Here is a 26113-nt window from a genome sequence, read left to right as displayed (position 1 = left end):
TCCGTGCCGCCGTCCGCCCACAGCGCGGCCAGCGACTCCTCGAGGGTGTACGAGGGGCGCCAGCCCAGCGCCTCGCCCGCCGCCGTGATGTCGGAGCACTGCCACGACACCGCCGTCGAGCGGGCCGACCCTCCCGCGTCCTCCTCGATCCGTCCCCCGAAACCGGCCCGGTGGGCCAGCCGGTGCACCAGATCGCGCACCCGCACCGCCTCACCGCCTCCGATGTTGAGGACGGGCGGCAGGGGCCCGGCCGCCGTGACGGCGAGCACCGCCGCGCGCGCGACGTCGCGTACGTCGACGAAGTCGCGGTACGCGGACAGGTCACCGAGCCGCAGCACCGCCTCCGGGTCCGGGCCGGCCTCGCGCAACAGGGCGGCGACCCGGCCGGGCAGCCCCGTGGGTGGTGCGCCCGGCCCCACCGGGTTGCCCACCCGCAGCACCACCGCGTCCAGGCCGGAGGCGGCCACCGCCACCGTGCCCGCGAGTTTGGTCGCGCCGTACGGTCCGAGCGGACGGGTGGCCGCCGCCTCCGTCGCCCTGGTGCCCGGCTCCCCCGGGCCGTACTCGGCGGCCGACCCCAGGTGCACCAGGCGTGCCCGGGGAGCGGCCTGCCGCAGTGCGGCACACAGGGCGGCGGGGCCGCGGGCGTTGACCTCGGCCAGGGTGACCGCGTCCCCGCCGGTCGCGCCCGCGCAGTTGATCACGGCGTCGGGCGCGGCCTCCGCCAGGGTCCCGGCCAGCCGGTCCGGGGGGTCGCCGGCCAGGTCGATGCGCAGACCGGCGCCGGGTGAGCGGCCGGCGCCGGGCAGCTGTGTGTCCGGCAGGTCGCGCAGGCGTGCGACGACATGACGGCCCAGATAGCCGGTACGGCCCAGGACGAGAACGCGCATGCGGGCTCAGGCTCCCTTGAGCAGCATGGACTTGCGGGTGGTGAACTCCGCGTTCGCCCGGTCGTAGTCGTCGGGGCGTCCGATGTCCAGCCAGTATCCGTCGAACTCGTAGGCGTGCGGCGGGTCCTGGGCGGCGAGGAGGTCCAGGACGAGTTCGTCGAAGCCCAGCGGAAGGCCGGGCGTGTAGCCCTCGAGTGTCGAGCGGGACAGCCCGTAGACGCCCATGGAGACGCGGTAGTCCATGCTGGGTTTCTCGGTGAAGGCGACGACCTTGCTCGCCCGCGTGGTCAGCACGCCGAAGTCGATGTGGACCTTGCGGGCGTAGGTCGCGATGGTCAGCGGGGCGCCGGACTCCCGGTGCCGGTCCAGGACGTCGGCGTAGTCGAGGTCGGTCAGGACGTCGCCGTTCATCACCAGGAAGGTCTCGGGCAGCCGCTCGCGCAGCGTGAGCAGGGGGCCCATGGTGCCCAGGGGGCTCTCCTCGACGGCGTAGTCGATGTTCATGCCCCACTGGGAGCCGTCGCCGACATAGGCGCGGATGATCTCGCCGAGGTGGCCGATGGCGACGGTGCAGTGGGTGAAGCCGGCCGTGGAGAGCTGGCGCAGCACGATTTCCAGGATGGCGTGCTGGTCGCCGATGGGGACGAGCGGCTTGGGAAGCGCCGTGGTGTAGGGCCGCAGCCGGACGCCCTTGCCTCCGGCCAGTATCACTGCGTGCATGGGGCTCCTCCTTCGGAATGCTTCGTGTTCCCCGGGGACGTGCCGGAGGCCGGTCAGATGTTGTAGATGCCGGTCTTGTAGCGGGCCAGGTTGGCCGGGTCGCGGAAGAACTCCACGGTCCGGGCGAGTCCTTCCTCCAGCGTGTGGGCGGGCCGCCAGCCGGTGGCGGCGGTGAGCCGGGTGGCGTCGGCGACCAGCCGCATCACCTCGGAGCCCGCGGGCCGCAGACGCGCCGTGTCCTCCCGTACGTCGAGGGCGGTGTCCATCACCTTGCCGATCAGCGCGACGAGGTCGCCGACCGAGATCTCCCCGCCGGTCCCGGCGTTGAGGGTGCGGCCCACGACCCGCTCGGCGGGTGCGGTGCCGACGGCGAGGAAGGCCCGTGCCATGTCCTTCACGTAGGTGAAGTCCCGCGTGGGCCGCAGGTCACCGAGAGTGATGGTGCGCTCCCCCGCCGCGACCTGGCCGATGACGGTCGGGATCACCGCGCGCATCGACTGGCGCGGCCCGAAGGTGTTGAACGGCCGCAGCGTCACCACCGGGGTGTCGAAGCTCGCGTGGTAGCTGTCGGCCAGCCGGTCCCCGCCCGCCTTCGAGGCGGCGTACGGGGACTGGGTGTTGATGGGGTGGTCCTCGGTGATCGGCACGGTCCGCGCGGTGCCGTAGGTCTCGCTGGTGGAGGTGTGCACCAGCCTCGGTGTGCCCAACTGGCGTACCGCCTCGAGCACGTTGAGGGTGCCGGTGACATTGGTGTCCACGTAGCTGTGCGGCGCCCGGTACGAGTACGGGATCGCGATGAGCGCGGCCAGGTGGTAGGCGCAGTCGGCCCCTTCGAGCAGGCCGCGCACCGAGCCGGGGTCCCGGACGTCGCCGAGGACGATCTCCACTTGGTCCAGGACGTCGGGGGACAGGGTCTCCAGCCATCCGTAGGAGGAGAAGGAGTTGTACTGGGCCATGGCCCGGACGCGGTGCCCGGAGGCGACGAGCGTTTCGGTGAGGTGCGAGCCGATGAAGCCTTCGGCCCCGGTGACGGCGGCGAGCGGTGCGGAGGTCAACTCGGGTTTCCTTCCGGTTGCTTGAACGGGTGGTGTGAGGTGGTGCCCGTCGGCCTCACGGCACGGCGGTGCGCACGGGCGGTCAGGCGTGCACGGCCGGCCGGCCGAGCCGCAGCAGCACGCACACCGACAGGCACAGGGCCGCGGCGCCGCAGCACAGGGGCATGACGGCCGGCCCCGGTGGCAGACGCAGCAGGGTGACCACCGCGGCGCAGCCCGCGGCGGTCAGGCAGATCAGGGCGGAGGGCCAGGCGACGCCGAACGCCTGGAGCAGCAACGCCGTCCACAGCGTCGCGGCGAGGAGCAGCAGCGCGGCCGGGTCGGCTCCGGTGAGGAGTGCCGCGGGCGTCAGCGGCAGGAGGTAGGCGAGCAGGCAGAGGGCCAGGAGGCCGGCCGACCGCAGGAGGAAGGCGGTGGGCGTGGCGGTCACCCGCAGCGCCGCGACCGACCGGCCGCGGTAGCGGTACAGCAGCCACTCGGCCGGTCCCATGCTCACGGTCAGCACGATCACGGCGTACGGGTGCCGTCGGCCCTCCAGCAGGACCAGCAGCGCCGCGGCGAGACCGAACAGCCCGTAGGGCAGGGAGGCCGTCAGCGGCGGGCGGCGCGCGTCGGCGGCGGGCGGCGCGCCGAGCACGCCCCGCAGCGACCGGCCGGTGGCGGCGAGCGTGGCCGCCAGCGCCAGCAGGGGCAGGCCGGCGCGCAGCACGGGGCCGGGCTCCCACCACGGCAGCACCGCGGCGCCGGCGGCCAGCGGGGTCAGGGCCGCCAGCAGCAGCCGTTCCCGGGCGAGGACCAGCAGCACCCCGGCGGCGGCCAGGTACAGCGACTGTCCGGCGGCGGCCAGGGTGACCGGTCCGCCGCCGGCCGCCACGGCCGCGGTCGCCGTGGCCAGGGCCGCGCCGAGGACGCCTCCGGTCAGCAGGGTGCGGCCCGCCTCGCGGTGTCCCGTCGCCAGGCGCAGGTGGGCGCGGTGCCCGAGCGCCTGCCCCCAGGCCCAGGAGACGACACCGGCCGCGATGAGGGCGGGGGCGTGCCGGGCGGCCTGCCACAGCGGTGCGGCGAGCAGGTAGGCGAGGCCCGGCAGGGCGAACAGCACTCCGCGCAGCAGGCAGCGCACGGTGTCGGGACGCCAGGGGTCGGGGGTGGGCGCGGGCTCGGGGAACGCCCGGGGGACGCGCTCGTACAGCGCGGAGGCCAGGGAGAACAGGTTCGGATGGCCGTACCGCTGTCTGATGACGTCCGCGGACAGTCCCTCCGCCTCCAGCAGCGCGGCCACCTCGTAGGGGTGGACGGCGGGGCCGATGCGGTCGGCCATGCCGGCGGCCAGCCGGTCCACCTCCTCCTGGTGCGGGGTGGGCCGCGGCAGTCGCACGACGAGGGTGGGGTCGTCGGCGGGACCGGTCCGCGGCAGCCGTGTGGCGGTTCCGGCCAGCCGGAGCGCGAGGGTGTCCTGTTCGGCCCCGCCCGGTTCCAGCGCCATGGGTCCGCTCATATGGCCACGCTCCTTGCCGCCGTGGGTGCCGGGACGTGCGTGCGCCCGTTCGGGGGCCGGACGGCCGTGACGACGGAGCCGGCCGACCGCGGCGCGGGGGTCCCCGCGCCGTCCCGTGTCCCCGCCCCGGCCGGCTGCCGCCGAGTGCCGGACAGCTCCAGGTAGATGGTGCGGAAGGTGTCGACGGTCCGACGCAGGGTGAACTGCTCGATCACCCGGAGCCGGGCCGCCTCCCCCATGGCCCTGCGCCGCGCGGGATCGCCGAGCAGTTCCAGCGCGGCGGCGGCCATCGCGGCCGGGTCACGCGGCGGTACGACCAGACCGGTGTCCCCCACGGCCTCGCGCACTCCGCCGACATCGGTGGACACCGTCGCCCGCCCGCAGGACATGGCCTCGATCAGGGTGAACGGGAAGCCCTCGCTGATGCTGGAGAGCATCACGACGTTGCCGGCGGCGTACGCGTCCTTGATGTCGTCGACGCGGCCCTCGAAGGTGACGGCGTCCCCGTGACCGAGTTCGGCGGCGAGGGCTTCGCACCGTTCCCGGTAGGCCTCCCCGCCCCGCGGTGTCCCGCCGAACAGCCGCAGCCGGACGTCGGGACGCTCCGCCCTGACCAGGGCGAGGGCCCGGATGAGGGTCTCCAGGTCCTTGATCGGGTCGACGCGGCCGGCCCAGCTGAGGGTCGGCACGTCCGGCTCGGGTCCGGCCGGCGGGAAGGCGTCCGGGTCCACCCCGTTGTAGACCGTGCGGATCGACGCCGGATCGGCACCGCCCTCCTCCTCCCACAGCCGGTTGTAGCGGTTGCCGGGCGTGATCAGGGCCGCCCTGCGGTAGCTCTCCTCGGCCAGGAGCCGGAAGAAGCCCAGGACGACCGCCTTGACCGGCCACCGGTAGGGGGCGGTGCGGTAGCCGAGGTAGCGCTCGCGGAGGTAGACGCCGTGCTCGGTGAGCAGCAGGGGAACACCGTGCCGTTCCAGGGCGGCCAGTCCGGGCAGTACGGCGACGCCCCCGCTGACCGCGTGGGCGACCCCGTCCTCCGGCAGCGGCGCGGCCAGCGGGCGCAGGGCGTGCTCGAGCAGCCCGGTGGCGGTGACCGCGTCGTGCAGCGTGGGCCGGGCCTCGCGGACGACCAGACCCCGGCGGTTCCACACGGCGGTCAGGACGGCGACCGCCCGGTCGCCGCGCAGGAAGGGGCTCAGCGTTCCGTCGGTGGCGGCCCGCGCCATCGTGTGCAGGGCCGGGGCGAACCCGTTCTCCGCGCACGGGTCGAGCAGCGCCGTCAGGAACTGCTCGTAGGCGCCGGCGAGGCGGTCGCGCAGGCGTCTTCGCGGCGGACGGCCCTCCGGCGGGGCTCCCCACATCGGGACGGTCAGGACGTTCGAGACGTGCGCGGGCAGGTCCCACACGACCGGTTCGCGGCCGGTGCCGGTGACGGCGAGGACGTCGAAGTCGATGTCGGGCATGCCGCGGACGAGTTGGTCGCACCAGACGCTCACACCGCCGTGGCTGTGCGGATAGGTGCCTTCGGTGAGCAGGGTGACGTGCGCCGCGCGGGGGCGTCGCGCGCCGTGGTGAACGTGCATCGGTGTGCTCCACGGCCGGGGTGTGGGGTGGTCGTGCCGGTCCCGGCCACGGGCGGGCGGCCGGGACCTCGGGGCGGTGCGCCGTTCAGCTCTGCGGGGTGTACGGGACGCGGTCGCGCACGCCGGCGGGGACCCGGGTGTCGGGGGCCGGCTTCGTGGGCCGGGTCTTCGCCGCCGGGGCCGGTCCGTCGTCGGCGGTGGCGGCACCGGTCGTGGCGGACGGCGGCAGCGTGAAGACCAGGGCCTGGCCCGCCGACGGGGTCCAGCCGGACGCCCGGCCCGCGTACGCCTCGCCGAACGCCCCGCCCGCGAGGGTGGTTCCGGTGGGCACGGTGGCGGTGACGGCCGTGCCGTCCGGTGCCTCGACGGTCACCGTGCCGCCGATGCGGTGGGCGGTGACCCGGCCGTCGCGCAGGGCGGCGGTCCAGGCGGCGCGACGCCGAAGTTCGCGGCCGATGTCCTTCATCCGCAGGTTCACCACGGGGGTGTTGTCGGCGAACAGGGCCTCGTAGCCGTCGAGGACGCCGTTCAGGACCGGATAGGCGATGCGGTCCTCGGCCAGGTTGGACTGGTGGATGAAGTGCGGCTTGGGGTCGTTGGCGAGGACGTGGCCGAGCGCGGTCCGGGTCTCCAGGGGGACGATGTGCTCGGTGTACCCCGTCGCGGTGTCCAGCGGGGCCGGCAGGCACGTCGTGGTGGCCGGGTTGTCCTCGCAGATGCCGCTTCCGCCCTGGGCGCGGCCGGTGTAGATCCAGTTGTACTCGTCGACCTGCTCGGCGACCCGCCCGGCGTTGTAGAAGACGTTCACCGGGTAGCGGGACACGGTCGTGGCCGGGCCGACCCGACGCTGCACGGGGTCACGGGAGTTGTCCGAGGCGAGCCAGGCGATGTCGTTGTCGGCGAGGGCGGGCGCCAGGTTGGGGTTGTCGTCGGGCTGCTGCGGCAGCACCTTGAGGCCGGAGTGCTCACCGGTCACCAGCTCGTCGTCGTGCAGGGGCAGCCCGGTGGTCCGTCCCCAGGCGCGGTTGGTGGCGATCTCGTCGGAGATGGTGGTGCGGTCGACCCACCTGGTGCCGCCGTCGGTGTCGGTGGCGCACCGCCAGGGCACCACCGTCGTGTCCTGCTCGCAGCCCAGGAAGGCGTGCGTGTAGGTGTGGTTGATCCAGCGGAACTCGTCGCGCTCGGCGATCAGTCTGTCCGCGAGGGCGTCGGCGCCGTCGTTGTCCTGACGCTGGTCGACGCTGCCGGCGCCGTTGTAGGCGAGGTCGAGGGTGAAGTTCCGCCCGCGCTGCCAGGAGGTGGCGTGGTCGACGTCGGCGGGGGTCATGCGGATCGGGTCGGGCGTGCCCTCGCCCTCGGGGCAGTCGACGTCGCCGGGGGTGCAGTTCAGCCGCGTGTCCCAGCGGTCGTCGGCGGCGAAGACGTCGTCGACGTGCACGGCGAAGTAGTTCCTGGAGGCCCCCAGGTGCACGCCGCCGGTCATCCAGTCCACGATGCCGCGGGCCAGCAGTCTGAACTGCTGCTGGTGCCGGTTGTACACGAAGGTGACGACGAGTTCCCGCCGCCCGTCGTGCCGGTACTCCCCCACCAGCGAGCCCCGCTGGGTCCGGCCGGGGATCACGGCCTCGACGTACGGGGTGAAGTCCGCCCCGGGCGCGGGCGTCGACAGGTAGGCGTAGCTCTCGCCCACGGTGGGTGAGTTGTCCTCGAAGGGAACCCGGCCGTCCAGGTAGCCGAAGGGGCCCGCCCGGCCGGCGGCGGTCACCTCGGCCTGTGCCCCGTCGACACTGCCGGCGTAGCCGCCGTGGACCGGGTACTGCAGGCCCGCCTCGGGACGCGCGTAGGTGTAGGCGTCGACCTGCGGGATGTCGTAGGTGCGTTCGTAGGTGGCGAGGGCCGTCATCTCGGGCGAGTCCGCCGGGAACGGGTTGTCGTCGGGCAGGACCACCGCCTGGTACTTGGCGCGCGGTCGTCCGTCCACGGTGTCGGCGAGGAAGCCGGCGTCGATGGCCGGCCGGTCGGGCCGGGTCAGGTCCACCTCGGTGTACGGCGTGCCGGCGGCCTCCAGTTCGGCCGCGATGGCGTCCACGGCCGGACCGCCGTCGCTCACGACCAGGACGCGCAGGTCGACGCGGGGCAAGGCGTCCTCGGCGTGTGCCGCTGCGCTCGGCACACCGAGCGTGGCGATGAGCGCGCCCACCGTGAGCACGGCGGTGCGTGTGGTCCGCTTCATGCGGTGCAGTCCCCTCCCGCGGGCAGGGGTGGGCACCGCTCCGATGGAGCCGACGCACCCCCTTGCGTGACGCCGGCGTCCCCCTCAGAAGCCGGTCGTCGACGCATCCGTCGCGTCACATGGTGATGTCCTCGTGTGCTTTCCGTGGGCGAGTTGCGAAACCTGACGGAAAAGCGCGGGTGCCCGCCAGAACGTCGGCGGTCCGGAAGCGACCGGTGCGGCGCCCCGGGACACGGGAGGACGTAGCGGGCGCACACGGCGTCGGAGCAGGTCGGAGCCGCGCGGGGAGCACCGGCGGGCCGGGGCGGCCCGCCGGTGCGACCGCCGGAGGTCTGGACCTCGCGGCCGGTCCGGCGCCGGAGCGGAATCGGTCATCGGTCGACGGCGGCGGGGCCGGCCGGGCCGTCAGGCGCAGAGCACCCGCGTCTCCGGCGAGTGGACCGGGCCGCCGCTCGTGTTCGCGCTGTCGCTGAACTCGGCGTAGTAGTACGAGTAGAAGCCGATGTTGCCGTTGCAGCCGGAGTCGGGCGCGATCTGCAGGGTCAGCGTGACGGTCCGGCTCTGCCCGGGCGGGACGGTGGTGCCGTAGTTGGCGCCGAGGTCGGCGGGCCCGGTCCCCGAGCAGGGGGTGCTGCCGGTCGCGGTGGTCAGGGCGCAGCCGGTGAAGCTGTACTTCAGGTCGGGGCGCTGGGTGGTGAGCCAGGTGGGGTCGATCGTCTGGTAGACGAACCAGATGTCGTGCGTCCTGTTGTTGGTGAGGGTCATCGACAGCTGGACCGTGCCACCGGGCACGGTGGTGGCGGTGTCGGTGGTGAACGTCAGCTCGGCGGGCGCGGGCTCGGCCGCGGTGGCATGGGGAGCCATGCCGAACAGGGCGAGGACGAGGCCGAGAACGGTGGCGGGCCCAAGGCGTCTCAGTGGTGATCGCATGACCCGGGAGGCTAGGCACGCGGCACGGGAACCGTCTTCTCCACGGCCGCCCTCCCGCCCGCCCGCCGACCGAAAGCGCACCTCCCGTGAAGAAGGCGTGAGGAAATCGTGACGCCCGTCGACCTGCCGCATCACCGCACGGCACGGACGGTTCGGTGGCGGGGCCGGGGGGAGGGGCGGGGCGGAGGGGCCGCGCTGCCGCGCCCGGGGATTTTGGCGCGTACCGCTTCGGTGACCGCCCGGGACGACGGCGCCGGCGCGCGCCACGGGCCGGCCGGCGCGACGAGCGCCACGCCGGGACGCGGACACGCGGGCGTCGGCACCGGCAGCCGGACCGCAGGGCGTCCGCGGTGCCGCACCCGCACCCGCGACCGGATGCGCACCGGCGCGACGAGGGCCGCCGGCCGGCCACCCGCCCGTGAGGACCACCCGGAGAACAGTCTCACCGGGACCGGACCGTGCCGGCGTGGTTCCCTTCGCCGCGCGGCGGACCGCGCCACCGTGCCGGGGCCGGGGCCGGGGCCGGGGCCGGGGCCGGGAGGACAACGGCCGTCGCATGCTTCAGACTCGTAGGAAGACCGCCGGGATCGCGTTGGAGAGGTCGGACCCGTGCATGACGTGCCCGTGTGGCTGTGGCTGGCGTTCGCCGTCACCGTCGTGGTGTCGCTGGCGGTCGATCTGCTCGCGCACCGCCAGGCACATGTGATCGGCTTCAAGGAAGCCGCCGCCTGGAGTGCGGTCTGGGTGGGACTGGCGATCGTCTTCGGCGCCGTGATCTTCCTCGTGGTCGGCACGACGGCGGGGGTGGAGTACACCACCGCGTGGCTGCTGGAGAAGAGTCTGTCGGTCGACAACCTCTTCGTCTTCGCGCTGATCTTCGGCTACTTCCAGGTGCCCCGTGCCTACCAGCACCGCGTGCTGTTCCTCGGCGTCCTGGGTGCCCTGGTCTTCCGCGGCGTCTTCCTCGCCGCCGGCGTGGCGGTGGTCAGCCGCTTCACCGCCGTCCTGTTCGTCTTCGCGGCCGTCCTCTTCTACAGCACGTACAAGATCCTCAAAGAGGAGGAGGACAGCTTCGACCCCGGCAGGAGCATCGCCGTCAAACTGCTCCGCAAGATCGTCCCCGTGCGCGACGACTACGCGGGAGCACGGTTCTTCGTCAGGGAGGCCGGAAAGCGCGTGGCCACGCCACTGCTCGCGGTCGTCGCCGCGATCGAGGCCGCCGACCTCGTCTTCGCCGTCGACAGCGTGCCCGCCGTCCTGGCCGTCAGCAGCGACGCCTTCATCGTCTACACCAGCAACGCCTTCGCGATCCTGGGCCTGCGCGCCCTGTACTTCATGCTCGCCGGCCTGCTGGACCGCTTCCACTACCTCAGCAAGGGCCTGGCGCTCATCCTCGCCTTCATCGGCGTCAAGCTCATCCTCCAGGCGTCGCACGAGACGATCAGCACCGCCGTACCGGAAATCCCCTCCCCCCTCAGCCTCGCCGTCATCGTCACCGTACTGACCGTTTCCGTCGTGCTCAGCCTGGTCCGCCCCGTGCCGTCCGGCCACGCCGGCGAACGACCGCGGACGGACGCCGGCGCCTCCCGGGAATCCGCTCCCGCCGAGGAGGGCTCCCGTGCGGCCGACCCGGACCCACCGGCGGATCCGCGCGCCTGACGCCCGGCGTCCCGCGGGAGACACCGGGTTCCGCGGGCGCCGGTCCGCAGCCGTATCGCCGCCTTCAAGGGACTATCAAAAACGGTTAAACCGGTCGTAAAGTGAACATATGAGCAGCGGAAAGCGGAGCAGGACGGCCCCGCCGTCCGGATATGCCTGTCCCTCCTGCAAACAGCCCGTGGACGCCGTCGTGGAACGGCACAAGACCATGGGCATCTTCGTCCCCGTGTGGATCGCGGGCCCGTGCCACAACCCGCGGTGCCGGGAGTACGTACCGCAGCAGGCGCCGATCGACTCGGTGCGCGCTGCCACCTGGCGCAGCCTGGCGGGCTGGAAACGCCACTGAGCAAGGGCCGCGGCGTCCCGGCCGGCACCGGCCGCGCAGGCGTTCCGGGCCCGGACCCGCCGCCCTCACTCCGGGCCCTCACGGATCGCCCAGTGTGTCGAGGCCGGTCAGCGCGCCGACGGGGTCCGGGTCGGGGGTGCCGCGGGGCCACCAGTCGTCGTGGCCCGGTTCGGACTCGTAGGCGTACCACAGGTTGTCGCGGCCGAGGCGGAGCTGGACATGGCCCCGGGGGTGGGTGAGGCGGTTGTGCCGGGGGCGGAAGGCGGGGAGGTCGGCGGCGAGGAGGAGCGGGCGGGCGCGGTCGAAGCGGCCGGCCGGCGGGTCCCACGGCTCCTCCAGGACGGCGAGGCCCGTCGGACCGCCCTGGCGCCAAGCGGCGACCGCGCGCGCCAGCTCGGCGGGGGTGCGCCCGGCGGCGGTGGCGAGGGAGGAGTACAGCGCGCGCGTCGCCGCGGTCAGGCCGGAGCCGGGGCGGCCGGCGGCGAGCCGCACCGCGTCCTGCCACAGGGTGAGCCCGCCGACCGGGTCGCGGCCGGTGGTGAGCAGGGCGTGGGCGCGGGCGGCCGCGTCGGTGGCCAGCTGGTCGAGCGCGAACGGGTCCGGGCCGCCGGGGGACGCGGGGTACACCGGGGGCGGTCCGGGATGCGCGGGCGGGGGCAGCGGGGCCGGGAGCGGCGGGAGGGCGCGCGGGGCGAGGGCGTCGGCGGCCCGTACGCCGGGCAGGGGCTCCGGTTCCTTCTCCCGGGCGGCGCGGGCCGCGCGGGCGGCGCTCAGCCGGGACAGGGCGTCGATCACCTCGCGCTCGCCGCGTCCGCGCAGCAGGAGCAGCACGAACGGGTCGGCGTCGAGCAGCCGGGCGGTCTGGTAGCAGAGCGCGGCGGCGTGCTTGCAGGGGTGACCGGAATCGGGGCAGCTGCACCGCGGGTCGAGGTCGCCGGGGGCGGGCAGCAGGGGGGCTCCGCAGTCGGCGAGGGACTGGGGCATCTCCTTGTCCAGCAGTGCCGCGATGTGGCCGGGCCGGTCGGCGGCGGCGTCCAGGAACCGCTCCCAGTCGGCGTCCCCGAACGTGCGCAACCGCACCTGTACGCGGTACGGCCGCGGTCGGCTGCCCCGCACGTACGCGAGGACGAGCCCCGGGGTGACGGTGATCGCGTCGACGTGGCCCTGCTCGGCGTACCCGCGCCCGCGCGCCAGCCGCGCGGCGTCCAGCGCGCCCTCCTCGAGCGCGGTGACCCACGCGTTGCCCCACCAGGTCTCGGCGAAGCCCTCGCCGTCCCGGGTGCGGGGCGGGAAGGCCGGGAAGGTGCGGCGCAGGTCGCCGTCGCGCGCGGGGGCGGCCATGGAGCGGGGGACGGCGTGCGGCGCGGCGTGGGAGGCGGGGGGCGCCGGCGGTGCGGTGCCGGGTCCGGTGTCCCGCCGGGTTCCGGGTGAGCCGGGGGCGCCGGGCGCCGGCGTGCTCCGGTGGGGGCCCGCGCCGGGTGCCTGCTCCGGCTCGTCCGCCGGGTCGGGCATGCGGAAGGCGCCGGTGAGCGACTCCCGTACCCCACGCGCCCGGACGTCGGCGGTGCGGTCGCCGCGGGTGGTGCGCGGGACACGGGGGACGGGGGACGGTGCGCGCCGCCGGCGGGGCTCGGCCCGCCTCTCCCGGTCGTCGGTCTCCGTGCGTGCGCGCTCCTCGCGGGCGGAGCGCAGGGCCTCCCGGGCGATGTCCCCGGGGCGCTGTGCGGGGCGGTGCGCGGCCCCCTCGGCTCCGTGCCCGGCGGCGGTCGGCGCGTCGTCGGACGGTGCGTCGCCGACCGCCGGGGAGACGGCGGCCGGGGAGACGACTTCCGGAGAGGCGACTTCCGGAGCGTCGGCCGTGCCCCGCTCCACGGACGCGTCGACGTTCTCCCCGCCGGGGTCGCCGGCCTCACCGGCCGCGGGTGCCACGCCGCGCCGGGACCGCACCGCGCGGCGCAGCGCCTCGCGGGCCGCGTCACCCGGGCGGTGCTCCCGGTCCGCCGGCCGCTCGGACCGCCCGGCAGCCGTGCCGGGGGTGGTCCGCCGGTCGGGGGTGCCGGCGGTGGCCACGGGCTCGCGGTCCGCCCGCTCCCGCGCCGCGCGCAGGGCCTCGCGGGCCTCGTCGGACGGACGGGGCGTCATGCCGGCCTCCGCAGGGACACCAGGTCGGACAGTTCGCGGTCGGACAGTTCCGTGAGGGCCGACTCGCCGGAACCGAGGATCGCGTCGGCGAGGGCGCGCTTGGACTGGAGCATCTCGGCGATGCGGTCCTCGACGGTGCCCTCGGTGATGAGGCGGTGGACCTGGACGGGCTGGGTCTGGCCGATGCGGTAGGCGCGGTCGGTGGCCTGCTCCTCGACCGCCGGGTTCCACCAGCGGTCGAAGTGGACGACGTGGCCCGCGCGGGTGAGGTTCAGGCCGGTGCCGGCGGCCTTGAGCGACAGCACCAGGACGGGGGTCGCCCCGCTCTGGAAGCGGTCCACCAGGCGCTCCCGCTCCGGCACCGGCGTACCGCCGTGGAGGAGTTCGACCGGGACCGCGCGTCCGGTCAGATGCGCGGTGATCAGGCGGGCCATCCCGACGTACTGCGTGAACACGAGGGCCGAGCCGTCCTCGGCGAGCAGGGTGTCCAGCAGCTCGTCCAGCAGGGCGAGTTTGCCCGAGCGGGCGGCGAGCCGGTCGCCCCCGGCCCGCGCGTGCTCCTCCTTCAGGTACAGCGCCGGGTGGTCGCAGATCTGCTTGAGCGAGGTCAGCAGTTTCAGCACCAGGCCGCGGCGGCCCATGCCCCGTGCGCTCTCGATGGCCTGCATCGACTCGCGCACCACCGCCTCGTAGAGCGCGGCCTGTTCGCGGGTGAGCGGTACGGGGTGGTCCGTCTCGGTCTTGGGCGGCAGCTCGGGGACGATGCCCGGGTCGGACTTCCTGCGCCGCAGGAGGAAGGGGCGGACCAGACGGGCGAGGCGTTCGGCCGCCTCCTCGTCCTCGCCGGTCTCCACCGCGCGCGCGTGCCGGGCGCGGAAGGACTTCAGGGGACCGAGGAGTCCCGGGGTCGTCCAGTCGAGCAGGGCCCACAGCTCGGAGAGGTTGTTCTCGACGGGGGTGCCGGTCAGCGCCACGCGCGCGGGGGTCCCGATGGTGCGCAGTGCCTTCGCCGTGGCCGAGTGGGGGTTCTTGACGTGCTGGGCCTCGTCGGCGACGACCATGCCCCACGTCCGCGCGGCCAGGGCCGGTGCGGCGGAGCGCATGGTGCCGTAGGTGGTGAGGACGAAGCCGCCGTCCAGGTCGTCCAGGGTGCGGTCGGGGCCGTGGAAGCGGCGGACGGGGACGCCGGGTGCGAACCGGTTGATCTCCCGCTGCCAGTTGCCGAGCAGCGAGGCCGGGCAGACCACCAGGGTCGGTTCGGTGCGGGCCCGTTTCAGGTGCAGGGCGATGACGGTGACGGTCTTGCCGAGGCCCATGTCGTCCGCGAGGCAGCCGCCGAGGCCGAGGGAGGTCATGAGGTCGAGCCAGGCCAGGCCCCGCAGCTGGTAGTCGCGCAGGGTGGCGTTCAGGCCGGGCGGCGGTCCGGCGGGCCGTACGCCGGCGGTCAGGCGGTCGCGGAGGGCGGCCAGGGCACCGGTCGGCACGGCCTCGACCGTCTCGCCGTCGACCTCCGCCTGGCCGGTGAGGGCGACGGACAGCGCGTCGACCGGGTCGAGCAGCCCCAGGTCCCGTGTGCGGGCCTTGCGGACGAGGGCGGGGTCGACCAGCACCCACTGGTCGCGCAGCCGGACGACCGGACGGTGGGCCTCGGCCAGGGCGTCCATCTCGGCCTCGGTGAGCGGGTCGCCGCCGAGCGCGAGCTGCCAGCCGAACCGCAGCAGGTCCTCGCTCTCGAAGAAGCCGGTGCCGTCGGTCGCCGAGCCGGGAGCCGGGCGGATCACCGCCGTGGCGGTCAGGTCCTGGGCGAGGTCGCGGGGCCAGTGCACCGCGACCCCGGCCGCGGCGAGCCGGGTGGCCGCCACGCCGAGCAGGTCGTTCACCTCGTCCTCGGACAGCGCCAGCACGTCGGGCACGTCCTGGTCGCAGAGCCGGTCCAGCGGCGGCCAGACGCGGGCCGCGCGGCGGACGGCGAGGGCGGCGTCCACGCGCGCGCGGGGGCCGAAGGCGCCGTCCGCCCCGCCCGCCCACAGGGCCGCCGCGTCGGCCACGAGCGTGGGGTCGGCGAGGCTGTGCACCTGGACGATCGCCGCGCCCGCGCCGCGCGTGCCCGCACCGTCGCCGTCCCCGCCGGTTCCCGGGCCGTCGCTGTCGAAGAGGTCGTACGCGGACAGGTCGAGGCGCAGCGAGATCCGTACCCCGGCGTCCATTCCGGCGGCGACCTCGGCGGCCCAGTCGTGGGCACCGGGCAGCCGCTGGGCCTTCCGGGCCGCGAACGGCAGCCCGGAGGCGTACGGCGCGGCCGGGGTGCGGGGCAGGGTGTCGGCGACCGCGTCCAGGAAGGCGCGCACCAGCGCTTCGGGCTGCGGCAGCCGGAGGGGGCCGGGGCCGGGCAGCGGAACGGCGTGGCCCTCGTACGGCAGGGCGGCGGCCACGGCGCGCAGGTGCGCCACGTCGTCCGGATCGAGCGGGCCCGCGCGCCAGCTGTCGTGGCCGGTGGCGGTCAGGCCGGGCAGCAGCCGGCCGCGCGCCGTGAGCCGCAGCGCGTGCAGGGCGGCGGCGCCCCAGCAGGCGGTGGCGGGGTGGGCCGCGGGGTCGTGGCGGGCACGGACCAGCAGGGGCAGTGCCTCGTCGACGGGGAGCGAGAGCGCCGGGGTCGTCCGCCGGCGCACTCCGGCGCCGTGCGGGCGGACGACGGTGAGGTCGGTGTGCCGCGCCGGGGCGGGTCCGGTCGCGTCGTCGAGCGGTCCGGGGTGCTCCTGCCCGACGGGGCCGCCCTCGGGGTCGTAGAAGGCGACGCGTCCGTCGCGCGGGAGGGGCGCGGGCAGGAAGACGGCCGCGAACCGGACGGGGGCGTCCGTCCCGCCGGTGCCGCCGGTCCCGGTCGTGGTCCGTTCGGCCGTCGCGGTCCGCTCGCCCATACGCCTCGTCACCTCCCGCCCGCGTGTCCGATCAGTCGCCTCCGACTCTACGGGCGGGGTCCGACAACCGGCCCCGGAGACCTCCTCGCGCACACCGGGGCCGGGGGCGGCGCGGGGTCAGGGCACGGTGCGGGAGACCACGTACACCCTGGGGTAGCCCGGCTTGTCGTGGTTGACGACGACCTCGTGGGTGGGTGCCGGGTCCTTCTGCTCGTGGACGAGGCCCGACCAGGTGCCGGGGCCGTCGAAGGTCCAGCCGGTGACGTCCCGGTCGCGTTCGCCGATGGGGATGTCGCCCGGCTTCAGGTCGTCCGGCTGCACGCCCATGCTGGTGAGGAAGGCGCTCAGGCCCGCGTCGGTGGTCTCGAACTCGACGTAGAGGCGACTGGTCTTCCAGTTGTTCGTCTCGTAGTACGCCACCCACCAGGCGGGGTGCGGGACGGGCACCTGGTAGAGGCGGCGCTGCAGCTTCGACGGCCAGCCCTCGGTCAGACCGGTCGCGGAGTACTTCGCCTCCTTGTCCTTGCCGCTGGCCCGGCTCTGGTTCGCGGAGATCACCAGGTACCCGGCCGGGATGCCGATGAGCAGCACGATGATCAGCAGGGTGAGCGCCCTGCGGCGGATCACGTGCCGGCGGCCCTCGGCCGGGCGCGCCCCGTCCGGGAACCCCGCCTGCTGGGGGAACTCGCCCGTCACAGCGCCTCCCGGATGGTGCGGCGGACCTCCGCGTACCGCTCGTAGCGCTCGTACCGCTCGACCCGGCGGCGCTTGGCCCGGCGGAAGCGGCGGGCGACCAGGCGGGCGAGGTCGGCGGCGCCGACCATGCCGGCCTCGGGGCCGAGCTGGGCACGGACGATGCGGGCCTCGGGGCGGTAGCCGCGGCCGGTGAGGTGGCGTTTGAAGGCGTCCCGCGCGGGGCCGATCAGCAGGTCGTCGGCGGCCGAGACCCCGCCGCCGACGACGAAGCAGGAGGGGTCGAGCGCGGCGGCGAGGTTGGCGATGCCGACGCCGAGCCACTGCCCGATGTCCTGGAGCAGCTCGGTGCACATGGCGTCGCCCTCGCGGGCCAGCTCGGTGATCATCGGCCCGCTGATGTCGGCGATGTTGCCCTTGACGTGCTCGATGATCCCGAAGGCGACCGGCGAGTCGGCGGCGGCCAGCTCGCGCGCCTCGCGGACCAGGGCGTTGCCGGAGCTGTACTGCTCCCAGCAGCCGCGGTTGCCGCAGGGGCAGCGGTGGCCGCCGGGGACGACCTGCATGTGGCCGAACTCGCCGGCGACGCCGTACTTGCCGCGCTTGACCTGCCCGTCCTCCAGGATCGCGCCGCCGATGCCGGTGCCCAGGGTGATCATGACGAGGTGGTCCTCGCCGCGCCCGGCACCGAAGCGCCACTCGGCCCAGGCGGCGGTGTTGGCGTCGTTGTCGACCAGCACGGGCACGGACAGCCGCCCGGAGAGGCGGTCGCGCAGCGGCTCGTTGCGCCAGGACAGGTGGGGGGCGAACAGCACGCGGTTGCGGTCGGCGTCGACCCAGCCGGCCGCGCCGATGCCGACCGCGTGCACGTCGTGCCGGTCGGAGAGGTCCAGCACCAGTTCGACGATGGTGTCCTCGACGACCTTCGGGCTCTTGGACTTGTCCGGGGTCTCCGCGCGGAGCTTCTCCAGGATGTTGCCGTCGGCGTCCACGACGCCCGCCATGACCTTGGTGCCGCCGATGTCGATGCCCACCGTCGGGACACGGGGTGCCGTCAGGTGGGAGCGGCGCTCCCGCGTGCCGACGGTTCTGAGGACCGGGGCCCGGCGGGATCCGATGGGGGCGGTGAGGTCGCGGTAGGTGCTCATCGAGCCCGATTCTGCCGCACGCGTGCGCCGATCGCGGTACGGGGCGGGTGGGGTGGTGCGGATCGTTTCCGGGGGCGGGTGCGCCGTGGTCACCCGCGCCCGGGCGGCAGAGCCGCGGACCGGCGCGGCCCCGCGTCCCGGGCGCGCCGCGGTTCGTCGTCCTGGGCGCGCCGCAGTTCGTGGCGCAGGCCGTCCAGCTCCGCTCCCCCCGCCATCTGCCGGGTCAGCTCGTCCAGGGCGACCTCGTCACGCGTGTGCTCACCGGTCATCGTGCCCCGCTTCAGGAGCACGAATCTGTCCCCCACCAGATACGCGTGGTGCGGGTTGTGGGTGATGAAGACAACACCCAGGCCCCTGTCGCGTGCCGCCGCCACGTACTTCAGGACCACTCCGGACTGCTTCACGCCCAGCGCCGCCGTGGGCTCGTCCAGCACCAGCACCTTGGCGCCGAAGTACACCGCGCGCGCGATCGCCACGCACTGCCGTTCGCCGCCGGAGAGGGTGCCGATCGGCTGGTCGACGTCGCGCAGGTCGATGCCCATCCGGAGGAGTTCGGCGCGGGTGGTGCGGCGCATGAGGTCGACGTCCATCCGCTTGAAGGGGCCGACGCCCCTGCGCGGCTCGGAGCCGAGGAAGAAGTTCCGCCAGACCGGCATGAGCGGGACGACGGCCAGGTCCTGGTGGACGGTGGCGATGCCGCGGTCCAGGGCCTCGCGCGGGGAGGACAGGCGCGTGGCCTCGCCGTCCAGGGCCAGCGTGCCGCCGTCGTGCCGGTGCAGCCCCGCGATGATCTTGATCAGGGTGGACTTGCCGGCGCCGTTGTCGCCCAGCACGCAGGTGACCTCACCGGCGTGCACCTGGAGGGAGACCCCTTCGAGGGCGCGCACGTTGCCGTAGTGCTTGCTGACGCCGGACAGCTCCACGAGCGGCGTCCGTCCTGCGGTCCGGGTCATTTCGTGGCCTCCGCGCGGCGGCGCACCCAGGTGTTGAGCAGGGTCGCGAGGAGCAGCATCGCTCCGAGGAAGAACTTGAACCAGTCCGGATTCCATTCGGCGAAGACGATGCCCTTGCTGGTCATGCCGAACAGCAGCGCGCCGACCGCCGAGCCGACGGCGCTGCCGTGGCCGCCGGTGATCAGGCAGCCGCCGATGACGGCCGCGATGATGTAGATCAGCTCGTTGCCGACGCCCTCGCCGGACTGGACGACGTCGTAGCTGAAGAGCAGGTGCTGGCCGCAGATCCAGGCGCCGAGGGCCACGCCCATGTAGAGGCCGGTCTTGGTCCCGGCCACGGGGACGCCCACCGCGCGGGCCGCCCGCTCGTTGCCGCCGACCGCGAAGATCCAGTTGCCCGCGCGGGTGCGCAGCAGGATCCAGCTGCCGAGGGCGACCAGGGCGAGCCACCACACGACGGTGACCTTGACGGGGACGCCGCCGACGGTGAAGGTCGAGGCGAACAGGGCCCGTGCGCTGTCGAAGCCCTCCATGTCGGCGATCGTCCTGGTGGAGACGGTGCCGCTGATCAGCTTGGTGAAGCCGAGGTTCATGCCGGTCAGCATCAGGAAGGTGCCGAGCGTGATGATGAAGCTCGGCAGCTTCGTGCGGGCCAGCATGACGCCGTTGAAGGCGCCGACGGCGAGCGTGACCAGCAGGGACACCCCGACGCCGACCCAGACGTTGGCGGTCATCTGGTAGCTGAACATCGACGAGAGCAGCGCCGACGAGGTGACCAGGACCCCGGCCGACAGATCGAACTCGCCGCCGATCATCAGCAGCGCCACCGGGACGGCCATGATGCCGATCGTGGAGGACGCGTACAGCACGGTGCCGAGGCTGGAGGCGCGCAGGAAGCTGTCGGCGGCGAGGGCGAAGCAGCAGAAGACGGCGACCGCGCCGACGACGGAGCCGAGCTCGGGACGGCTCAGCAGCCGCTGGAGCGGGGACGAGCCGCGCAGAAACCTTTCTTCAGTGGTCGCGCTCATCGCGTGCCCCGCTTCGTGTACGCCTCGAGCGCGGCCGCGTCGTCCTCGGTGATGATCTGCGGGCCGGTGAGCACCGGGCGGCCGCCGCCCAGGACGTCGGCGTTGTACCGGTACAGCCACAGCAGGTCGACCGCCTCGTAGCCCTGGAGGTAGGGCTGCTGGTCGACGGCGAAGCCGAGGCTGCCGTCCTTCAGTCCGGCGGCGACCTTGGCGTTGAGGTCGAAGGTGTCGATCTCGGCGTCGCTGCCCGCGCCCTCCCGGGCCTTCACCGCGGTGTCGGCGTAGGGCGCGCCCAGCGTGACGACGGCGTCCACGTCGGTGTCGGACTGGAGCCGGGCCTCGATCGCCGACTGGACGTCGGGCATGCTCGTGCCGTTGACGTGGAGCCGGACCAGCGTGCCGTCGAAGGTCTTCCCGATGCCGTCGCAGCGCTGCTCGTGGCCGACGTTGCCCTGCTCGTGCAGGACGCAGAGGGCCTTCTTCCGGCCCCGCTCGTTCAGCTCCTCGCCGACGGCCTCACCGGCGATCGTCTCGTCCTGCCCGATGTGGGCGAGCGCGCCGAACTCCTCGGACGCGGCCGAACCGGAGTTCACGGTGATCACCGGGATGCCGGCCTCGCGGGCCCGGGCGAGGGCCGCCTTCATCGCGTCCGGCTTGGCGAGGGTGACGATGAGCCCGTCCACCTCCTTGTCGACGGCGGCGTCCACGAGCTGCGCCTGCTGCTGGGCCTCGTCGTCGTGGGAGTACAGGAAGCGGACGTTGTCCTTCACGGCGGCCTGCTTCGCGCCGTTCTGGACGATGTCCCAGAAGGTGTCGCCGTCCCCCGCGTGGGTGACCATCGCGAAGGTCCAGCGGGGGGTGTTCACCGCCGCCCTCCCCTGGGCCGCCGCGGCCTCACGGGCGTCCTCCGCCCGTTTCCCGCCGGTACTGCTGCATCCGGCGAGCGAGAGGCTCAGCGCCCCCGCCACCGCGACGCTCACCCAGGTCCAAAACCGTGCCACGAGGCCGTGCCCTTCTTGCTGTGTTCTGCCGTGCGTGGGACTGATGACCGCACCAGCCCCAAACGCCCCATTCTCGAACACGGGCATCAGGCGTCCCCGCCCGGGGAGCGGAAAACCGGTCATGTTGTCCGGACATTGCGACGAAGAGCCGCGCGCCCGGCCGCGCATCCCGCGCCGCGGAGGGACCGTCAGGACCGGACGAGCAACTGGAACTCGAAGGAGTAGCGGGAGGGCCGGTAGGTGTGGGTGCCGAACTCCACCGCACGGCCGGTGTCGTCGAAGGTCACGCGCTGCATGGTGAGCAGCGGGGCGCCGGTCTGCTCGCCGAGCCGCTCGGCCTCGTCCGCGGTGGCGGCCCGGGCGCCGATGGTCTGGCGGGCGCTGTGCAGGGTGATGCCGGCGGCCCGCATCAGCCGGTACAGGCCGGTGGCCTCGAGCTGTCCGGTCTCCAGGTCGAGCAGGCCGGGCGGCAGGTGGTTGCACAGGTACGCAATCGGCTCCCCGTGCGCGAGCCGCAGCCGCTCGATCCGGTGCACCTCGCCGCCCTCGGCCACCCCGAGGGCGGCCGCGACCTCGGCGGACGCGGCGACGACGGTGTTGACCAGGACCTTCGTGGCCGGGCGCTGGCCCGCCGACTCCAGGTCGTCGTAGAGGCTGCTGAGCTCCAGGGGGCGCTTGACCTGGCTGTGCACCACCTGGGTGCCGACTCCGCGGCGGCGTACGAGGAGGCCCTTGTCGACGAGGGACTGGATGGCCTGGCGGACGGTCGGCCGGGACAGACCGAGCCGCGCGGCGAGCTCGATCTCGTTGCCCAGCAGGCTGCCGGGGGTCAGCGTGCCGTGCTCGATAGCGGCCTCCAGCTGCTGGGACAGCTGGAAGTACAACGGCACGGGGGAGCTGCGGTCCACGCTCAGCTCCAGCTGCACGGTCGGGTCCACTTCTGGTTTCGGCACGGCCCGAGCGTAGCTCCGTGCGCTGTTGACGGGAAGTTGTGTAGTTCGGTTGTCCGGACATACGCATTGACAGGAGGGGGCGCGGACCGCACTTTGTTTCCATGCGCATCGGGGTCATCGGTACGGGTCGCATCGGCACCCTTCACGCCCGCACGCTCAGCAGGCACCGCGACGTCGGCTCGCTGATCCTCACGGACGCGGACCCCGCGCGGGCCCAGGCGCTCGCGCAGCGGCTCGGTGAGACGGCGGCGCCCGGGGTGGACGAGATCTTCACCTGGGGAGTGGACGCCGTGGTGATCGCGACGACCACGTCCGCCCACGCCGAACTGATCGGCCGGGCGGCGCGCGCGGGGCTGCCGGTGTTCTGCGAGAAGCCCATCGCCCTGGACCTCGCGGGCACGTTGCAGGCGATCACGGAGGTCGAGGCCGCCGGAACCGTCCTGCAGATGGGCTTCCAGCGCCGTTTCGACACCGGTTACACGGGCGCGCGCGAGGCGGTGCGCTCGGGCCGGCTCGGGCGGCTGCACACCGTACGGGCGACGACCGGCGACCCGGAGCCGCCGCCGGCCGGGGACCTGCCGCAGTCCGGGGGACTGTACCGGGACACCCTGATCCACGACTTCGACATCCTGCGCTGGGTGACCGGCCGGGAGGTCGTGGACGTCTACGCCGCCGGGTCCGACGCGGGGCCCGCGATGTTCCGGGAGGCGGGCGACGTCGACACCGGCGCGGTACTCCTCACCCTCGACGACGGCACGCTCGCCACGGTCACCGCGACCCGCCTGAACGGCGCGGGCTACGACGTGCGCATGGAGCTCGCCGGGGAGCGGGACCAGATCGCCGTCGGCCTGGACGACCGTACGCCGATCGCGTCCACCGAGCCGACCGGGCCGCCGCCCGCGGACAAGCCGTGGACCGGGTTCCTGGAGCGGTTCGGGCCCGCGTACGAGGCGGAGCTGAACGCGTTCGTCGAGGTGGTGCGGGGTGAGCGGGCCAATCCCTGCGACGGGCGCGAGGCCCTGCGGGCGCTGCGGATCGCGGAGGCGTGCGAGCTGTCCCGGCGGGAGCGCAGACCGGTCCGGCCGGTAGAGCCCGCGGGCGGGACGGACGCGGCGTTCGACTGACGGGGGCGGGCAGGGCGCGTCCGCACGGCGCTATCGCCCCTCGGTGTCCTCCAGGAGTCCGGCGTCGTGGGCGAGCAGGGCGATCTGCACGCGGTTGTTGAGATCGAGCTTGGCCAGGATCCGGGAGACGTGGGTCTTGACCGTGGCCACGCTCATGAAGAGCCGCGCGGCGATCTCGGCGTTGGCCAGGCCCCGGCCGACCGCGACGGCGACCTCGCGTTCCCGGTCGTTGAGGGCGGTGATGCGCTCACGCGCGCGCGTGCGCCGGGTATCGGCGGCGGTGCCGGCCGCGTGCTCCATCAGCTGACGGGTGACGGCGGGCGACAGGACGGGGTCGCCGGCCGCGACCCGGCGCACCGCGGCGAGGATCTCGGCGGGCGGTGTGTCCTTGAGGACGAAACCGGCGGCGCCCGCGCGCAGTGCCCGCAGCACCTGCTCGTCGGCGTGGAAGGTGGTGAGCACCACCACCTGCGGGGCGTCCTCGCGCCGGCGCAGCATCTCGGTGGCGGCGAGCCCGTCCACCGTCGGCATCCGGATGTCCATGAGGACGACGTCCGGGCGGGTGCGGTCGACGAGCGCCTCGACCTCGCCGCCGTCGGCGGCCTCGCCGACGATCTCGATGTCGTCGGCGCCGCCCATCATGAAGGACAGCCCGGCCCGCACCAGTGGGTCGTCGTCGACGAGGAGCAGTCTGATCGCGGTCATGGGGTGTATGTCATCACGGCGGGGCGGGGCCGGGACACGCCGAGCGGCCGATCCGCCGGGCCCCGTGAGGGGGTTTTCCACCGGCACGCCCGGCACACGGCTCACCGCCGCTCCCCGGCCCCGGCGGCGGCCCCCGCCCGTCCCCAGGGCAGCCGTGCCCGCACCTCGAACCCGCCGTCGGACGTGGGCCCGTGGTCCAGGGTGCCGCCCGCCAGGGTGGCCCGTTCGGTGAGGCCGATCAGGCCCTGCCCGGCGCCGGGCACGGGCGGTACGTGTCCCTCGGGCGGGGGATTGCGCACGGTCACGGTGAGGCCCTCCCCCGGGCCGCCGGTGACCGACACGGTGACCTCCGCACCGGGGGCGTGCTTGCGGGCGTTGGTCAGGCCCTCCTGGACGATCCGGTAGGCGGTGCGGCCGGCGGAGGCGGGGACGGCGGCCGGATCGGTGACGCGCTGCTCCAGGGTGACTTTCATACCGGCCTGCCGGGACTCGGCGACCAGCGTGCCGAGCGCCGCGAGCGTCGGCTGCGGCCGGCCCGCGTCGTCGGACTCGCCGGCCCGCAGCACGCCGATGATCTCCCGCAGGTCCTGCAGCGCCTCGTGCGCGCTCTCCCGGATGACACCCGCCGCCCGCGCGATCTCCTCACGGGGCGCGTCGGGCCGGAACTCCAGGGCGCCCGCGTGCACGCTCAGCAGCGTCAGCCGGTGCGCGAGCACGTCGTGCATCTCCCGGGCGATGGCCTCGCGCGCGAGCCGCTGCGCCTGCTCGGCCCGCAGCCGCGCCTCCGTCTCGGCGCGCCGGGCCCGGTCCCTGAGGCTCAGCATGAGCTGCCGCTTGGACCGCACGAACATGCCCCAGCCGACGACCGCGACCGCCAGCACCGTGAAGAGGACGAGCGAGGCGAGGTACGGCAGATCGGGATCGGGGCGCCACCAGAAGTAGAACGGGACGAGCACCACGTGGGCGCCGCCCACCCACGCCACGTACCGGAAGGGGCGGTGCACGGCGAGCGTGAACAGGGCGATGACGGCCACGCCGCCGGAGGTCTCCGAGACGAAACTGACCGGGACCATGACCGCGGCCAGTCCGAGCGGCCATCTCCGGCGCAGCCAGATCGCGGCGCAGGACAGCGCGCCGAGCACCTGGTCGACGAGGGCCAGGGACTCCGGGACGGCGGAGTTGCCGGCGAGCGCTTCGGCGCCCGTCAGGCCCACGAGGACGGCCAGCAGGAAGCAGGAGAAGTCGATGACCCAGTCGCGCGCGGTGCGCCGGGGCCGGCGCCCGGAACGGGCCGTGTCGGGGTCGAGTTCGTGGATGAGGGCGGACGGGAAGAACCATCTGCGCCCCGTGAACACCGGGGCGGTCTGCGCCGCCTTGTCACCAGTCACAGTCGGCAAATCTACGCACGGGGCATCCGCGCCACCGCGCCGCGGGCTCGATCGCCTACCGAAGTCGCACCGCCGCAGACTTCCGGCGCACCGGACGGCGCGGACCTCGGTCTTCCGTCGGGCCGGTCCCGCCCCGCGGCCGATGCGGGCGGGGGGTCCGTGGGGCGAGGGTCGACGGCATGAAGCAGTTGCTGGGATTCCTGGGTTTCATCGCGGTGGTGCAGGGCGTGGCGGGTCTGGTGACCGAGTTCTCCGACGGGCACTGGGGGCTGGTGCAGCGGATCGGTTTCCTCGACGGCCACGAGGTCTACGCGAGCGTCGCCCTGCTCGTGCTGGGCGTCGCCCTGTTCGCCGCCGCGGAGAGCCGGAGGTCCGGCTGACCGCCGACCGGCCCGCCGTCCGGGGCGGCGCCCACCGGCCGGCCGCCGTCAGGGGTTCTCCGGAAGCTCGTACGAACCGTACTCGGGGCGGCCCGCCAGGTCGTAGGACTGGACGGAGACGCCCGCGGCCGTGACCTCCCCGCCGGTGTGCCGGAACGCCGTCGCTGCCGAGCCCTCCGGGAACAGGCGGCGTCCGGCGCCGAGGACGACCGGGAAGGTCAGCAGGTGGAGGGTGTCCACGAGGTCGAGCGCGAACAGGGACCGCGCGAGGGCGCCGCTGCCGTGCACCTGGAGCTCGCCGTCGGTGCGCTCCTTGAGGGCGGTGACCTCCTTGGCGAGGTCGCCGCCGATCACGGCGGTGCCGGCCCACCCGGGGTCGGTGAGGGTGCCGGAGACGACGTACTTCGGCAGGGCGTTCAGCTTGCCGGCGATCGGGTCGTCCGGGTCGGTCACCTTCGGCCAGTACGTGGCGAAGATGTCGTACGTGCGACGACCGAGGAGGAAGGCGCCCGCGCGGGAGAAGACCCCGCTGACGAAGCGGCCGAAGTCCTCGTCGCCGTACGGGACGCTCCAGCCTCCCTGCCCGAAGCCGTCCCTGGTGTCCTCCCGGGGGCCGCCGGGGGCCTGGTAGACGCCGTCGAGGGAGACGAAGGTGGTGACAACGAGCTTGCCCATGGCGGGTTCCTGCCTCTCGGTGTCCGGGGCGTGCGTGGTCATCAGTTCGGACTCCGGCGGCGCCCGCGACTCATCGGTCGTGCGCCAGGTCGGC

The 26113-nt window shown here is 74.2% G+C and carries 22 protein-coding genes; 4 read left to right on the top strand and 18 right to left on the bottom strand.

What is annotated here, in order from left to right; translation table 11 throughout:
* From RIM90_RS07685 to RIM90_RS07655, 7 genes are all read right to left on the bottom strand, one after another.
* Nucleotides 1–890, bottom strand: an 890-nt coding sequence (locus RIM90_RS07685) for an NAD(P)-dependent oxidoreductase (RefSeq protein ID WP_309059820.1), incomplete at its 3' end; no start/stop codon positions are given.
* 6 nt (nt 891–896) lie between these two features.
* Nucleotides 897–1610 (bottom strand): sugar phosphate nucleotidyltransferase, encoded by a 714-nt coding sequence (locus RIM90_RS07680; protein ID WP_309059819.1) that lies wholly within the window; start codon nt 1608–1610, stop codon nt 897–899.
* Between the two features lie 53 nt (nt 1611–1663).
* Complete coding sequence (locus RIM90_RS07675; protein WP_309059818.1) at nt 1664–2665, bottom strand: GDP-mannose 4,6-dehydratase; 1002 nt, start codon at nt 2663–2665, stop codon at nt 1664–1666.
* Nucleotides 2666–2747: 82 nt separating this feature from the next.
* On the bottom strand, nt 2748–4160 hold the full coding sequence (locus RIM90_RS07670; protein WP_309059817.1) for a hypothetical protein: 1413 nt from the start codon (nt 4158–4160) through the stop codon (nt 2748–2750).
* Complete coding sequence (pelF, locus tag RIM90_RS07665; RefSeq protein ID WP_309059816.1) at nt 4157–5743, bottom strand: GT4 family glycosyltransferase PelF; 1587 nt, start codon at nt 5741–5743, stop codon at nt 4157–4159. Before pelF ends, RIM90_RS07670 begins: the two co-directional genes overlap by 4 nt.
* 85 nt (nt 5744–5828) lie before the next feature.
* Nucleotides 5829–7976, bottom strand: a complete 2148-nt coding sequence (locus tag RIM90_RS07660) for a hypothetical protein (RefSeq protein ID WP_309059815.1) — start codon at nt 7974–7976, stop codon at nt 5829–5831.
* Nucleotides 7977–8381: 405 nt separating this feature from the next.
* Nucleotides 8382–8906 (bottom strand): hypothetical protein, encoded by a 525-nt coding sequence (locus tag RIM90_RS07655; protein WP_309059814.1) that lies wholly within the window; start codon nt 8904–8906, stop codon nt 8382–8384.
* 609 nt (nt 8907–9515) lie between these two features.
* Here RIM90_RS07655 and RIM90_RS07650 point away from each other — a divergent pair.
* Together RIM90_RS07650 and RIM90_RS07645 are read left to right on the top strand one after the other, a co-directional pair.
* Entirely contained in the window at nt 9516–10565 is a 1050-nt protein-coding gene (locus tag RIM90_RS07650; RefSeq protein ID WP_309059813.1) for a TerC family protein, read from the top strand.
* A 109-nt stretch (nt 10566–10674) separates the two neighbouring features.
* Nucleotides 10675–10911: a hypothetical protein gene (locus RIM90_RS07645; RefSeq protein ID WP_309059812.1), complete on the top strand. Its 237-nt coding sequence runs from the start codon at nt 10675–10677 to the stop codon at nt 10909–10911.
* A 78-nt stretch (nt 10912–10989) separates the two neighbouring features.
* On the opposite strand, the gene RIM90_RS07640 is transcribed toward RIM90_RS07645, so the two are convergent.
* The 8 genes from RIM90_RS07640 to RIM90_RS07605 all read right to left on the bottom strand — a co-directional run bounded on the left by RIM90_RS07640 (nt 10990) and on the right by RIM90_RS07605 (nt 21720).
* Nucleotides 10990–13053 (bottom strand): SWIM zinc finger family protein, encoded by a 2064-nt coding sequence (locus tag RIM90_RS07640; protein WP_309059811.1) that lies wholly within the window; start codon nt 13051–13053, stop codon nt 10990–10992.
* On the bottom strand, nt 13050–15971 hold the full coding sequence (locus RIM90_RS07635; protein ID WP_309059810.1) for a DEAD/DEAH box helicase: 2922 nt from the start codon (nt 15969–15971) through the stop codon (nt 13050–13052). The genes RIM90_RS07640 and RIM90_RS07635 overlap by 4 nt, the downstream gene beginning before the upstream one ends.
* A 117-nt stretch (nt 15972–16088) precedes the next feature.
* Entirely contained in the window at nt 16089–16667 is a 579-nt protein-coding gene (locus tag RIM90_RS07630; RefSeq protein WP_309059809.1) for a sugar kinase, read from the bottom strand.
* Entirely contained in the window at nt 16664–17812 is a 1149-nt protein-coding gene (locus RIM90_RS07625; RefSeq protein ID WP_309059808.1) for an ROK family glucokinase, read from the bottom strand. Before RIM90_RS07625 ends, RIM90_RS07630 begins: the two co-directional genes overlap by 4 nt.
* 89 nt (nt 17813–17901) lie before the next feature.
* Nucleotides 17902–18765: an ATP-binding cassette domain-containing protein gene (locus RIM90_RS07620; protein ID WP_309059807.1), complete on the bottom strand. Its 864-nt coding sequence runs from the start codon at nt 18763–18765 to the stop codon at nt 17902–17904.
* On the bottom strand, nt 18762–19793 hold the full coding sequence (locus RIM90_RS07615) for an ABC transporter permease (RefSeq protein ID WP_309059806.1): 1032 nt from the start codon (nt 19791–19793) through the stop codon (nt 18762–18764). Before RIM90_RS07615 ends, RIM90_RS07620 begins: the two co-directional genes overlap by 4 nt.
* Nucleotides 19790–20794 (bottom strand): sugar ABC transporter substrate-binding protein, encoded by a 1005-nt coding sequence (locus RIM90_RS07610; RefSeq protein WP_309059805.1) that lies wholly within the window; start codon nt 20792–20794, stop codon nt 19790–19792. The genes RIM90_RS07615 and RIM90_RS07610 overlap by 4 nt, the downstream gene beginning before the upstream one ends.
* 188 nt (nt 20795–20982) lie before the next feature.
* On the bottom strand, nt 20983–21720 hold the full coding sequence (locus RIM90_RS07605; RefSeq protein WP_309059829.1) for a GntR family transcriptional regulator: 738 nt from the start codon (nt 21718–21720) through the stop codon (nt 20983–20985).
* A gap of 128 nt (nt 21721–21848) precedes the next feature.
* Here RIM90_RS07605 and RIM90_RS07600 point away from each other — a divergent pair, with 128 nt between their 5' ends.
* Nucleotides 21849–22871 carry a Gfo/Idh/MocA family oxidoreductase gene (locus RIM90_RS07600; protein ID WP_309059804.1) on the top strand — a complete coding sequence of 341 codons (1023 nt, stop codon included), beginning with the start codon at nt 21849–21851 and terminating at the stop codon, nt 22869–22871.
* A gap of 30 nt (nt 22872–22901) precedes the next feature.
* Here the strand turns inward: RIM90_RS07600 and RIM90_RS07595 are convergent, their stop codons facing one another.
* On the bottom strand, nt 22902–23576 hold the full coding sequence (locus tag RIM90_RS07595; RefSeq protein ID WP_309059803.1) for a response regulator transcription factor: 675 nt from the start codon (nt 23574–23576) through the stop codon (nt 22902–22904).
* Nucleotides 23577–23677: 101 nt separating this feature from the next.
* Nucleotides 23678–24964, bottom strand: a complete 1287-nt coding sequence (locus RIM90_RS07590; RefSeq protein ID WP_309059802.1) for a histidine kinase — start codon at nt 24962–24964, stop codon at nt 23678–23680.
* Nucleotides 24965–25143: 179 nt separating this feature from the next.
* Between RIM90_RS07590 and RIM90_RS07585 the strand changes: the two genes are divergently transcribed.
* On the top strand, nt 25144–25344 hold the full coding sequence (locus tag RIM90_RS07585; RefSeq protein WP_309059801.1) for a hypothetical protein: 201 nt from the start codon (nt 25144–25146) through the stop codon (nt 25342–25344).
* Nucleotides 25345–25392: 48 nt separating this feature from the next.
* On the opposite strand, the gene RIM90_RS07580 is transcribed toward RIM90_RS07585, so the two are convergent.
* Complete coding sequence (locus tag RIM90_RS07580) at nt 25393–26019, bottom strand: dihydrofolate reductase family protein (protein ID WP_309059828.1); 627 nt, start codon at nt 26017–26019, stop codon at nt 25393–25395.
* Nucleotides 26020–26113: the final 94 nt, after the last annotated feature.

Source organism: Streptomyces sp. (assembly GCF_031181555.1).
Taxonomy (GTDB): Bacteria; Actinomycetota; Actinomycetes; order Streptomycetales; family Streptomycetaceae; genus Streptomyces; species Streptomyces fimbriatus.
The sequence above is the reverse complement of the archived record's forward strand: the minus strand, read 5'-3'. Positions and strand labels throughout refer to the sequence as shown.

What these genes read in the sequence shown, in the direction of transcription:
- RIM90_RS07660 (WP_309059815.1), bottom strand. Translation starts at nt 7,976, where the DNA reads ATGAAGCGGACCACACGCACCGCCGTGCTCACGGTGGGCGCGCTCATC.
- RIM90_RS07635 (WP_309059810.1), bottom strand. Translation starts at nt 15,971, where the DNA reads ATGGGCGAGCGGACCGCGACGGCCGAACGGACCACGACCGGGACCGGC.
- RIM90_RS07600 (WP_309059804.1), top strand. Translation starts at nt 21,849, where the DNA reads ATGCGCATCGGGGTCATCGGTACGGGTCGCATCGGCACCCTTCACGCC.
- RIM90_RS07670 (WP_309059817.1), bottom strand. Translation starts at nt 4,160, where the DNA reads ATGAGCGGACCCATGGCGCTGGAACCGGGCGGGGCCGAACAGGACACC.
- pelF (WP_309059816.1), bottom strand. Translation starts at nt 5,743, where the DNA reads ATGCACGTTCACCACGGCGCGCGACGCCCCCGCGCGGCGCACGTCACC.
- RIM90_RS07655 (WP_309059814.1), bottom strand. Translation starts at nt 8,906, where the DNA reads ATGCGATCACCACTGAGACGCCTTGGGCCCGCCACCGTTCTCGGCCTC.
- RIM90_RS07620 (WP_309059807.1), bottom strand. Translation starts at nt 18,765, where the DNA reads ATGACCCGGACCGCAGGACGGACGCCGCTCGTGGAGCTGTCCGGCGTC.
- RIM90_RS07625 (WP_309059808.1), bottom strand. Translation starts at nt 17,812, where the DNA reads ATGAGCACCTACCGCGACCTCACCGCCCCCATCGGATCCCGCCGGGCC.
- RIM90_RS07580 (WP_309059828.1), bottom strand. Translation starts at nt 26,019, where the DNA reads ATGGGCAAGCTCGTTGTCACCACCTTCGTCTCCCTCGACGGCGTCTAC.
- RIM90_RS07615 (WP_309059806.1), bottom strand. Translation starts at nt 19,793, where the DNA reads ATGAGCGCGACCACTGAAGAAAGGTTTCTGCGCGGCTCGTCCCCGCTC.
- RIM90_RS07595 (WP_309059803.1), bottom strand. Translation starts at nt 23,576, where the DNA reads ATGACCGCGATCAGACTGCTCCTCGTCGACGACGACCCACTGGTGCGG.
- RIM90_RS07645 (WP_309059812.1), top strand. Translation starts at nt 10,675, where the DNA reads ATGAGCAGCGGAAAGCGGAGCAGGACGGCCCCGCCGTCCGGATATGCC.
- RIM90_RS07640 (WP_309059811.1), bottom strand. Translation starts at nt 13,053, where the DNA reads ATGACGCCCCGTCCGTCCGACGAGGCCCGCGAGGCCCTGCGCGCGGCG.
- RIM90_RS07680 (WP_309059819.1), bottom strand. Translation starts at nt 1,610, where the DNA reads ATGCACGCAGTGATACTGGCCGGAGGCAAGGGCGTCCGGCTGCGGCCC.
- RIM90_RS07585 (WP_309059801.1), top strand. Translation starts at nt 25,144, where the DNA reads ATGAAGCAGTTGCTGGGATTCCTGGGTTTCATCGCGGTGGTGCAGGGC.